Annotated in this window: 9 protein-coding genes; 2 read left to right on the top strand and 7 right to left on the bottom strand. The window is 45.5% G+C overall.

The genetic code is table 11. The features are described 5' to 3' along the window. Nucleotides 1-37: 37 nt before the first annotated feature. The 5 genes from Q0N89_RS05585 to plsB form a co-directional block, all read right to left on the bottom strand. On the bottom strand, nucleotides 38-676 hold the full coding sequence (locus tag Q0N89_RS05585) for an ABC transporter ATP-binding protein (protein WP_294034245.1): 639 nt from the start codon (nucleotides 674-676) through the stop codon (nucleotides 38-40). Between the two features lie 5 nt (nucleotides 677-681). Beyond that, complete coding sequence (locus Q0N89_RS05580; RefSeq protein WP_294034243.1) at nucleotides 682-1,494, bottom strand: ABC transporter permease; 813 nt, start codon at nucleotides 1,492-1,494, stop codon at nucleotides 682-684. A gap of 4 nt (nucleotides 1,495-1,498) precedes the next feature. After that, nucleotides 1,499-2,620: a hypothetical protein gene (locus tag Q0N89_RS05575; protein WP_294034241.1), complete on the bottom strand. Its 1,122-nt coding sequence runs from the start codon at nucleotides 2,618-2,620 to the stop codon at nucleotides 1,499-1,501. Nucleotides 2,621-2,626: 6 nt separating this feature from the next. Next, nucleotides 2,627-3,859 carry a polysaccharide biosynthesis/export family protein gene (locus Q0N89_RS05570; RefSeq protein WP_294034239.1) on the bottom strand — a complete coding sequence of 411 codons (1,233 nt, stop codon included), beginning with the start codon at nucleotides 3,857-3,859 and terminating at the stop codon, nucleotides 2,627-2,629. A gap of 94 nt (nucleotides 3,860-3,953) precedes the next feature. Then, entirely contained in the window at nucleotides 3,954-6,515 is a 2,562-nt protein-coding gene (gene plsB, locus Q0N89_RS05565; RefSeq protein ID WP_294034237.1) for a glycerol-3-phosphate 1-O-acyltransferase PlsB, read from the bottom strand. Nucleotides 6,516-6,732: 217 nt separating this feature from the next. Here plsB and Q0N89_RS05560 point away from each other — a divergent pair, with 217 nt between their 5' ends. Next, nucleotides 6,733-7,689, top strand: coding sequence for an acyl-CoA thioesterase II (locus Q0N89_RS05560; protein WP_294034235.1), 957 nt, complete (start codon nucleotides 6,733-6,735; stop codon nucleotides 7,687-7,689). A 185-nt stretch (nucleotides 7,690-7,874) separates the two neighbouring features. Continuing rightward, entirely contained in the window at nucleotides 7,875-9,056 is a 1,182-nt protein-coding gene (locus tag Q0N89_RS05555) for a DUF1615 domain-containing protein (protein WP_294034233.1), read from the top strand. Nucleotides 9,057-9,138: 82 nt separating this feature from the next. Here the strand turns inward: Q0N89_RS05555 and lptG are convergent, their stop codons facing one another. Further along, nucleotides 9,139-10,233, bottom strand: coding sequence for an LPS export ABC transporter permease LptG (gene lptG, locus Q0N89_RS05550; protein ID WP_294034231.1), 1,095 nt, complete (start codon nucleotides 10,231-10,233; stop codon nucleotides 9,139-9,141). Further along, a complete protein-coding gene (lptF, locus tag Q0N89_RS05545) occupies nucleotides 10,230-11,498 on the bottom strand; it encodes an LPS export ABC transporter permease LptF (protein ID WP_294034305.1) in 1,269 nt (422 codons plus the stop codon). The genes lptG and lptF overlap by 4 nt, the downstream gene beginning before the upstream one ends. Nucleotides 11,499-11,527 lie beyond the last annotated feature (29 nt).

Raw genomic sequence — 11,527 nt, 5'->3', positions numbered from 1 at the left:
TTTGGTATAAATCATTCAATTTAAGTGGCGGATCTTGTCACAATGAATTATATATAGCAAAAGCCTCGTCCATATCCTGATATATGGTTAATTTGCCTTCATGCAACAGAGCCACTTTATCGCAATGTTCTTTAATATTATGCAATTCATGGGATACTATAATCATAGATTTGTGCGCTCTTTTTTCAAATAACTCTATTTCACACTTGCGATGAAAACTAGCATCTCCTACTGAGATCACCTCATCAATCAAATAGCAGTCAAAGTCCACCGCCAATGAAATCGCAAAAGCAAGTCGAGCTCTCATGCCTGAGGAATACACCTTAACTGGTTCATATAGATACTTACCAAGTTCTGCAAAAGAATCGACAAGCTCCATTGCTTTTTTGTAGTCAGCATTATATACCCTGCATACAAAACGGACATTATCAGAACCTGTTAGGCTACCCTGAAAAGCGCCACTAAAAGCCAACGGCCAAGATATACTCATATCTCTTTGTACAGATCCAGAAGTTGGCTCCTCAACTCCGCCAAGCACTCGAATCAAAGTTGATTTACCTGCGCCATTACGACCCAAAATGCCAATTTTTTCTCCATATTCAATCTTGAGATTAATGCCATCCAAAACATTTCTACGGCCGCCTTTAACAGGGTAGGACTTAACAACATCTTCCAAAATTATCAATTTTCTTCTACCTTACGGCTAACATAGCGGACCAAGACCAGGCCAACAAATGTAAGCATCATATTAAACTCAATTAAATAAGATACATCATATTGCGCTCTAATTAACTCACCGTAATATCCGTGGCGAATCAGTTCGTTTGCATGTACAGTGGGTATGTATAATACAAATTGTTGAAAGTTTTTTGGTAGCCATTCAACCAGAAATGCCGTACCTGACAAGGGGAACATTAAGTATGTAAAAGCATGCCAAAGTCTATCAAGCACTTCTGACATCTGGAACAAAGACCCCATTGTTAATGCAAGTGCTATAGAAAACCAAATTAATAATACCCACCCATACACCATAATCAAAAAATCGTAAGGAAGGGTAATTATATTAAATAGAATCGCCACCGACATTAATACAATAAATGATATGGTTGCACCAATACATTCTAAAAATATTCTTGCTAAAAAAACATCAAGCACCTTAACGTTTTTATGGTATAAAAGACCAATATTTGCCTCTACCGCATTTGCAACCCTACCCGAACTATTGCGCCAGCACAAGATTGTTGAATAACCCGTAATTGCAAAAGGGATAATTGAAATGGCATTGCCGTGTACATCCTTAATTAGTGACCACAAGATGGCGATACCGATAGTAAACAGCATCGGTTCCAAAAACAACCAAGCAAAACCCAAATTATGTCGACCATAGCGTGTAATAATCTCTCGCATCAGCAGAGCATAAATCACCCGTAGCTGAATTTTTAATGATTTATAAAATTCAGCAATTTCTTTTGCATAGGATGTTTTTTCATTCATGTTGCTAATCACGATGCTCTCTCACACCAGCTACAAACAGTCTTAACACACCCCAAAGTAACAAGCCAAACACAAAACCAGACAAGACATTCTTGAAGCGCTCTGGCTTAGCAGCTTCATCAGGTAGCGATGGCTTTGCCAAGAGTTCAAGATAAAGCTGCTTTTGATTAAAGTCGCTTTTGGCAGACTCATAGCTGCTAATGGCTGCTTCTAACTGCTTATCGGCCAATTGCTTCTCTAGTTGTAGTCCTTGATATTCCACTGAGCGATTGCTGTAGGACACATCTGATGGACCGGTAATTTTTGCTGTCTTTTCTGCAATCGACTTCTCAATCGTCTTGATGTGTAGCTCAAGCGGCTGAATCTGCGGATTGTCTGGCGTTAGCGCCTTTGCTTGTGCCAACTGAGATTGCGCTTGGATCAATGCATCTTGCAGCTTAGAAATCTCTTGCAAGGCGATAGTTGACTGCCCTTCAGGATTGTACAGCTTATTATCCGTACGATACTTAGCCAGCTTATCTGCTGCCTCTCTGGATTTTTGCTTAGCAAGCTCCACTTCTTCGGCAGAATATTTTAGAATGTCATTTTTGGCATTGTTATTAATGCGGTTAATGACCACATCGCCCATTTTTAATAGCTGCTCATTGATTTTTTGGGCTTCTTCAGCGCTAAATGCCTGCACCTGCAACTGAGAAATCGAAGATGCTGGGTCGTAAACAATTTTTACTTTGCTATTAAAATATTTGTAAAAATTTTCATCTGTTGGGCTTTGAAAAAAGGTACCAAAACGACTAAAAGGATCGATTGATTCATTCGAGTAGTTGGCCTTGATTTGCAAATCATTATTTAGATTCGTCACCGCATCGCGAGATGTCATATAATCTCGCACCAAGTAACTGTCATCCGATGATGCGTTAAAACCAATATTTTGCAACATCACGCTTAGTCCAGAAGTTGATTGTTTATTAGGGCTTCTAATAACAAACTTTGACTCTGATATGTACTGATTTGAAGCAAAAAACCCATAATAAACCGCCAGCAGAATGGTTGGCAGAACTACGCACAGCCAAAACAATGGATCTTGTCTTCTAAGAAAGCTTTTCTTGTCGTTTTTATACACTGTCATCAATTCCTAGTTAATGTTTGCAATATCGCGAATATTGACGATGGAATAAACGCTTTGGCTAACCATGCCCAAAAACTTGCTAAATTCAACAGCAGGTGCATTAGACACATAAATCACATCTTGATTGCGAATCTCAAAATCTCGGGCAATGATATAATTCAACGGATCTTTTAAATTCAAACGATAAACCACCGGAACAGCTCTGTTATGGAACTGCATTGGCACGCTTTGCATTTGCTCTGCAGTTAATACCGCTGGATTTTCATAACGAAAAACAAAAACACCTTGGGCGTCGGCACGACTATCATTCAATCCACCAGCACGAGCCAGTGCTTGCATCAATGATATTCCGCTCGCTTCAAAATCAATCTCGTCATTTTTTGTAGCTGCGCCCATGACCATATAACTATTGGTTTTGTACTTGACCGAAATTACATCGCCTTGCTGCAAGCGAATATTTTGTCGTGTGTCATTAATAATGTCAGACAATAACATTTCTTTTGCTTGGCCACCACGAGTCAACTGTACGCTTACACGTTCCGCAGGTTGCTTTGCGCCACCTGCCGCTGCAATAGCATCAAGGATTCTCTCTCCCTTGCCTGTCAATGGCATTCTGGTGCTGTTATTAACTTCGCCAATCACAGTAATATCGGCTGAATTATTCTTGGTAATACGTACAATAGCGCTTGGCTGATTTGCTTTTTTGTGCAAGCCTGAAATAATCATATCCTGCACTTGTTGCGGCGTCTTGCCAAGTACATTTAATTTGCCAACAAATGGAACACTGATGTAGCCAGATTTATCAACCATCTGCTCGGGTAATTTAGTTTCCTTAGTGCCAGAAAAACCATTCAGATCACTTGCTGTACCAAATAATAGAGCAGGTGGCGCCTCCCAAATAGTCACATCTACGACATCGCCAGACGATATGCGATTTGCGGTAGTTTGTGCATTGGCAAAATAATTAGAAAACATCAAAGTAGGTGTCAAATTTTTTGATCTGCCAGCAACCTGAGAGTCAATATCAATCACCAACAACCCATAGTTGTCATCCTGTGTATTGGATGCAGGTACTAGTATGGCATTGGGATTTTTGCTAATTTGACCGCGTGTTGGCCCAGAATTGGGCTGCCAATTACTGATTGCTTGACAGCCTGACAACGTCAGCACGAAACATAATCCGCCCACCCATTTGGCTGATTTCTTGTATTTTTGAATATTGTCATGTATATTTTGCATAGAGCGCACACTATTACTTATTTACTTGCATTATAGCAATATTAAATTTACAAAGGTTACTAGTATTGTATCGAAAATGTATTAAATAACGCCCCTACCGCCACCGCTTCTTCTTGCCCATCTCTTGCATCGCAAGGGTGATTTCATCATGGCTTAGGCTTGCGGTATGGCGTAGTAGCTGCATCATATCAGGATGTAGGACGAATTTGGCGTGCTCAGCGATCTTGTCGATACGCTCATCGAAAGTCAGCAGCGCTGTCTTATCATCGATGGTGACATAGCCGACACGCACCAGCGTATCCATAAAGCTTGTAAACAGCGCCTTATCAAACATATCTGGCAGATCATCAGCGTGTAGCACCGACACACGCTGACCGAGCACATAGCACAGATTGACCACTTGCTCGGTATTTAGGCGGTTTGAGCCTTGCTCAGACAGCAGTGTCAGCGCCATAAAATACCGCTCAAGGCTTTGCTGGGCTGGGCTTGCTAGTACCATCAGCTGTTGATAGGCTTCAGAGTTCCCTTCGGGGCTACCGACCACACCATCACCCAGATCGACGATGACACCACGCTCGATGAGTAGGTTTAGCACACGCTCGGCTTGAGTGGCGATGTTGCGTAGGGCAGTTTTTAGGAATAATTCACTTTGTAAAAATGGATACAACAGCTCGGTGATGCTCTCAAGCTTCTCACGATAGATACGACCATTACGCTGTACCAATGCCGCCAAGAAGCTTGCGATGATAAACACGTGCAAGATATTATTTCTAAAATAACTCAGTAGTGGAGCTTGCTTATCCGCCACACGAATCATATCGCCTAGGATATGCGGTGTGCGTTCGATGAGTTTTAGCTTGATGCCATAGTCTAGGATTTGCTTTGGTGTCATATCCGTGACATAGGTGTCGGCATCATAAGGCAATGCTTGAGCGATGTGCTGATACAGCTTAATCTGCTCAAGGCACTGCGCTTCATCAAGGGCGGCATTTGGGGTGGATAGTAGCACGAGCGCAAGCAGTGACACAGGATTGACCACAGCGGCTTTGTTGATGTTTTGCATCACTTTGACGCCAAGATTCTGCACCATAGCATGGGTCTTGGTGGCGTTATCCACACTGTCATCTTGGGCTATGACATCAAATTTTGCCATAAAATCATTAAGATACAGCGGCTCGCCAAATGCCAAATGCACCGTACCAAAAATTCGCTCAATCTTGCGAGCAGTTTTTAGCAGGCCTAATAAGTTCTCGCTTTCTTTTGGCTTGCCTTTGAGCTCACCGACATAAGTCGCCCCTTCCATGATGCGCTCATAGCTGATATAAGTCGGGATAAAGACCACAGGCTTGGCAGGCTCACGCAAATGGCTATTAACCGTCATCGCCAGCATCCCAAGCTTCGGCGGTAGCAGACGACCCGAGCGAGAACGCCCCCCTTCGATAAAGTACTCAATCGGCGCTTGGCGCTGCATCAAGCTGTGCACATATTCTTTGAACACCGTGCTGTACAAAGCATTGCCCTTAAAGCTACGACGCATAAAGAACGCACCACCACTACGCAGCAGCTCACCAAGCACAGGGATATTGAGATTCTCACCCGCGGCGACATGGGGAATACGCAAGCCACGCTTATAAATCACATAAGACAATAATAGATAATCAATATGGCTACGATGACACGGCACATAGACAATCTGAAAATCAGGTGCAAGCGCACGCACTCGCTCAAAGTGACGCACTTCGACACCATCATACAGGCGTGTCCATAGCCAAGTTAAGAAATGGTCAAAAAATCTCACCACCGAATGCGAATAGTCGCTCGTGATTTCGCCAAGATAGCCTTGAGCTTCTGCTTTGGCAGCGGCGATGGATTTGCCAGTCTCGGTAGCGTGCTTTTCGATAGCGGCAGTCACCACAGGCGATGACAAAATCGTGCCGGCGATATTGCGCTTATCCGATAAGTCAGGCCCGATGATGCTCGTGCGTTGTTTGTCTAGATAGCCCTTGAGGCGCATGGCGATGGTCGTGGTCAAATCATCGCCCACGCCTGCTTTGGCATCATGGATAAGTGACTGCAAATCCTTGGGCTCGCTAAATCGCACAAAGGTATCACGCCCCATCACGCCGATATTGAACAGCTGTTTTGCCTTAGACGGTGATTCCCACTCATCCGCCATCATCAGGCGAAACAGCGATTCTTCCTTGTCAGGCGCACGCCCCCACAGTACAGTGACAGGCACCAGCTGAATCTTCAGCTCAGGATTGTCAAGACAGGCGCTAATGAGTCGCTCAAGGCGTGGCACGCTCGTTTGGCGTGTGCCATCAGAACGACGGTCTTTCAAAAAAATCATCGCCGATGTCTCATGCACCCCATCAGCACGCACTTCAGCCAGTGCCGATGGCAAGCCAAGCTCATCGGTCTGCATACCCACAAGCAAGCTATTTGAGCGAGAATAAGCACGCAGTACATAAAAGGTTGGGATACTTGGGTCAAGCTGCGGCACTTCGCCAATCAAGGTTGGCTTGACCGCCAACGACAGCCCCTTTGCCGATAGCTGACGATAGGAGCTTGGCGTTTGGTTAGTGGGCGCTTTGCTTACGGCAGGCTTATCAGCCGTCGATGACTTCGACGACAACCAATTAGGCAATTTGAACATAAAAAAGTCACCAAAAACTGTGCAATAAATAGATCCGATGAATCTGCTAGGGATGCTGACAGTCAAAGCACGATAACTGTGGATACAGCTTTGTCCCAAAATGACTTTTCATTCTAACATTTTTTTGTGTTTTTTGGCTGATTTTGGGTCAAAAAATGCTATACTTTTTGCTAAATTTTGATTTGTGTTGATTTTTATTTCGTATAAAGGATATGTCATGGCTGCCAAAACTGCTTATGAAAACTATCTCAACGATGTCTCCCTACCTGAAACTGGCATTGATGCACTGCTAGAAGTGCTCAAGCTACGCCAAGAAGGCGATGATACTTTTGTGGGTGATAGCATTGATTTTGTTGGGCCGCGCGTCTTTGGTGGTCAAGTGTTGGCACAGGCGTTATTATCAGCGGCGTACACCTTGACGCATGATAAGCCTTGCCATAGCCTACATGGCTATTTTTTGCGTGGCGGTGATATTCGCCTACCCATCACTTATCAAGTGCGTCGCCTGCGTGATGGCCGCAGCCTATCAGCCCGTGAAGTCATCGCTGTGCAGTATGTCGAAGGACTGGATAAAGATGGTCAAAAAGTCACCAAAGAGCAGGTGATTTTTTCGATGATTGCGTCATTTTCACCGATGGAAGGTGGGCTGGAGTACCAAGGGCGGATGCCAAGCTATCCTGCGCCAGAGACGCTCAAGACCGAACAACAGCTCAAGCACGCCTTAGTTGATAAAGTGCCAGAGCCGCTCAGACTCCGCTTCATGCGAGAGCGTCCGATCGAGATGCGTCCGATTCACCCCCAAGATCCGATCAATCCTGCGCCAACTTATCCACGCCATGCTTTTTGGGTGCGTGTGCATGAGCTTGGCGAGCAGCCTGTCGCCATTCATCAAGCGGTGCTTGCATTTATTTCGGATTATTATTTGGCAGGGACATCGCTACTTGGTCATGGGCTGACGCTCACCACGCCTGGTATGCAGATGGCAAGCATCGATCATTCCATGCACTTTCATCGCCCCTTTGATGTCACCGAATTTTTGCTTTATGATATGTGGAGCGATACCACAAGCCATGCCAAAGGGCTCAATCACGGGCAGTTTTGGCAAAACGGCCATCTCGTCGCTAGCACTCAGCAAGAATGCTTGATGCGCAAACACCCTGTCAAAGACATCTAATGACTTGTAGCCATGTAGTCAAAACAGACTCAGCAGACATCCAATAACAAGGTGTCTGCTGAGTATTTGCTTTAGAATCTTACACATTGGTTAAATTTTGTGCCGATGTCTTGACCGCTTTTTTTGCATCCCTTAAGATATATCACCTTGTGCCAATTAGCACTGATTTTGCGTGGTGATGACCGATGACCAAACCTTTGACCCATGTTCTTACACTCAGCCTACCGCTATTGGTGATGGCTTCACTGAGCGGCTGTGATTTGGTCGAAAAAACAACCCAAAGCACGCCCACCTTATCCGATCAAGAAATCGCCAAACTCATCCCAAGCCGAGTCAAAAACACCAAAAGCTGGGCGGCGGACATCGCTCGTGTCTATGATGAGCTCAAATTGGTCAAAAATACCCAAAACATCTGCACGACCATCGCCATCATTGACCAAGAGTCCAATTTTCATGCCAATCCAAGCGTGGCAAATCTTGGCAACGCCGCCCTAAAAGCCATCGATGAGAAGCTTGAAGATAAGCTTGGTAAAAATTTGGCAGGTGTGTTTCGCAATATGCTAGAGACTCGCCCAACCAAACAAGACAATTTCATCAAACAAATCAAAGCAGTCAAAAACGAAAAAGAGCTGGATGAGCTGTACCGAGATATTTTTGATTATTTTACAAAGACTTATAAAGTATCAGGCATCGCCAATATCACCAAGCTATCCGGTCAAGGCATCGATGAGCGTATCAATCCTGTCACCACACTCGGCTCAATGCAGGTGCACATCGATTATGCCCGTGAACATCGCCGTACCAATATGAGCGATAGAGAGCTACGCAGTGATTTGTACACGCAGTTTGGCGGGCTGTATTATGGCATCCATCGCTTGATGGTGTATCAGGCTGATTATGATAAGCCCTTGTATCGCTTTGCCGACTATAACTCTGGGATGTATTCCAGTCGCAATGCCGCCTTTCAGCAGCGGGTCAGCTCATTAAATGGCACAAAGCTTGATATCGATGGTGATTTGCTGTTGTACAAAGATGGCGACCCCATCAGCAAAAAATCATCCACCGAACTTGCCGTCGTCAAGCTACTTGCCAATGCCCCCACACCGCTGAACGAACGCCAAATCCGAGCTGATTTGCGTAAAGAAAAAAGTAAGGACTTTGAGCAGACCAAGACTTATCTAGCGGTCAGCGACTTATTCCAACAAAAATACGGCAAAAAACCAAGCTATGCCATCATGCCACAGGTGGTCATCTCAGGGCCTAAGCTTAGTAAAGACTACAATACCAATTGGTTCGCCACTCGAGTTGATGGGCGTTATCAAACCTGTATGGCGACCGCCAAACGCCTAAAGCTGGTCAAAGGCTAATTGATTTGGCTGCTAACAAAGCCAAAATTCGTGCCTAAAAAAAGCAATCTGTGATAGATTGCTTTTTTTGGGTTTGTGCTGGCTAATTGGATTTTTTGTTTAATAAATACATCCCCGCTAAGGTGCTCAGCACAATCGGCACAATCGCCATCAGCATCGGCGATAATCCTGTAGCCAATGCCACAAAGCCCACAAGGTCAGTCAAATAGCTAAATAATAAGCCCGTCAAGAGCGCCAAGACGATACGCAGCCCCAAGCCTTGCGAACGCAACGAGCCAAAAACAAATGATGATGCCACAAGCACCAACGACAGCACCGAAAATGGCGAAAACAGCTTTTGCCAAAACGCCACTTCATGCTTGAGCGAGCGAGTAGCTTGGGCATTCATCAGCTGCCGATGTGCGTACAAATCGGTGAGCGACAGCTCTTCTGGCTCACGAGTCAAGAGATAAATATCTGCAGGTGCTAGCGGTAGTGAGAGTCTCTCATGTGGCACGACTTCACGCTTGACGCCTTGGGGGGTGATGGATAGCTGATTGATGTTATTGAGCTGCCATGTGTAGCGTCCACCTTGAGTGTTTTGGGGCTGATAGATACCATCTTGGGCTTGGGTGACGGCACTTAGATTACCATCGATCAGCTGATAGCGTTTGACACCGCCAAGCTTACCATCGCTGTCAGCATAGTTGATATACACCACATCTTGAGTATTATCATGATTGGACACCGACCAGTAGCCATTGATGGTGATGAGCTTATCACGCTTGGTATCATATTTGATGGCGCTGGCTTGATAGTTTGCCGATGGCAAAATAAACTGATTCACCCCAAGTGACAGCATGACAAATAAAGTCGCCGGTATCATCACCCAGCCGATGATGCGATACAGGCTCAGCCCCGCTGCTCGCATGACGATCAGCTCGCTATGATTGGCAAGCAGTCCAAGTCCGATGACAGCGCCAAGCAGTGTCCCTGTCGGCATAAACTGCACCAAAAAATACGGTGAACGATAAACAATATAGCGCAGCGCATCGCCAAGCGTATAGGTGTCGTTGATGTCTTGTAGCTCAGCCAAATACGCAAATAACCCCTGCAACAGCCACAAGCCAAGCACCGCACCTGCCATCGCCAAGAATGCTGAGCGGATCACATATCGGGGTAGTAGCCAAGATTTCATGCCTGCTCCTTAGTGCTGTGTCGCTGCAAGCGCAGTCGATTCATTAGCTGTTCATGATAATTCAGATACAGCGCAAAGATCGCCACCACTGCTACCGCTACTGGATACAGATACACCGAGACACGCCCTTTTGCCACGACATCTTTTAAGGAAATCACCAACATCACGCTCGCCACATAAATAAAAATCGCAGGGATGAGCTTAAGCCATCGACCTTGTCGTGGTCTGACATAAGACAAGGGCACAGCCAACATCACTGCAAGTAGTATCAGCCAAGGCAAGCTTAGTCGATAGCCAAGCTCAGCATAGGCTTCATTGATGTTTTCTCGAGCGACATCACCTGCGATGATCCCATATAGTGATGGCGTGGAGATGCCTTCGATACGCATCGCTTGGGCGTCAGGCATCGCCCCTGCCGCAAGCGTGATACGATACCGCTCAAAGCCGATTTGGCTATAGCGCTGACTCATCGGATCGACTTCATAGCGACGCCCTTGATGCAGATCCAGCTGAATTGAGCCGTCTGTGGTGGCGACTTGGGTGGCAGATTTGGCAAAAATCAAGGAATCTTTTTGGCTTTTGTATTCATCGGGAATCTGCTCAAGCGCTGCAGCATCTTCGCTTTGAATCTCATGATGCGTCGGTGCTTGATTTCTTTGAGCCTGCGTATCCATCATGCCTTTTTTGGTGTTCATCTGCACGACGATGACATCTTGGAGCGACTCACGGCGTGCGCCCACTTCGCCGACATATAGGTGATAATCGCCACTACTGATAAACTCTTTTGGGCGAATCAAATCAAACACCTGCGTCATCGACTGCTCAGTCCAGATGTTGGTCGCACGCTCCATGCCCCACGGCTTGGCAACGAGTGCAATCCACCCTTCGAGCACCATCAGCACAATCACGAGCGGCGCAAGCATCCGTGCCAAACGCCCACGGCTGATACCACTACTATTAATCACCGCCATCTCATGGTCAGAATATAGCCGCCCAAACACCAACATCAATGCGATAAAAAACGACAAGGGCAAAATCAGCTCAAGAAAAAACGGCAAATTATAACCAATCAGGCTAAACAGCACATTCACGCCCAAACCGCCTTCTGCCGCCATACCAAAATAACGAATTAAGCGACCACCAAGCAACATCACCACCAAAAAGCCCAAAACCAAGGCGGTGGTACTAGCAACTTGTGTGGTGATATAACGGCGTAAAATCACAGAAAAGGACTTCCAAAAAATGATTGGCAAATGGTTTATGATAACAAAAAAACGCCTAAGTTTTAAGCGAT

Origin of the sequence: uncultured Moraxella sp. (genome assembly GCF_945873075.1) — a bacterium.
GTDB lineage: Bacteria > Pseudomonadota > Gammaproteobacteria > Pseudomonadales > Moraxellaceae > Moraxella.
The sequence above is the reverse complement of the archived record's forward strand: the minus strand, read 5'-3'. Positions and strand labels throughout refer to the sequence as shown.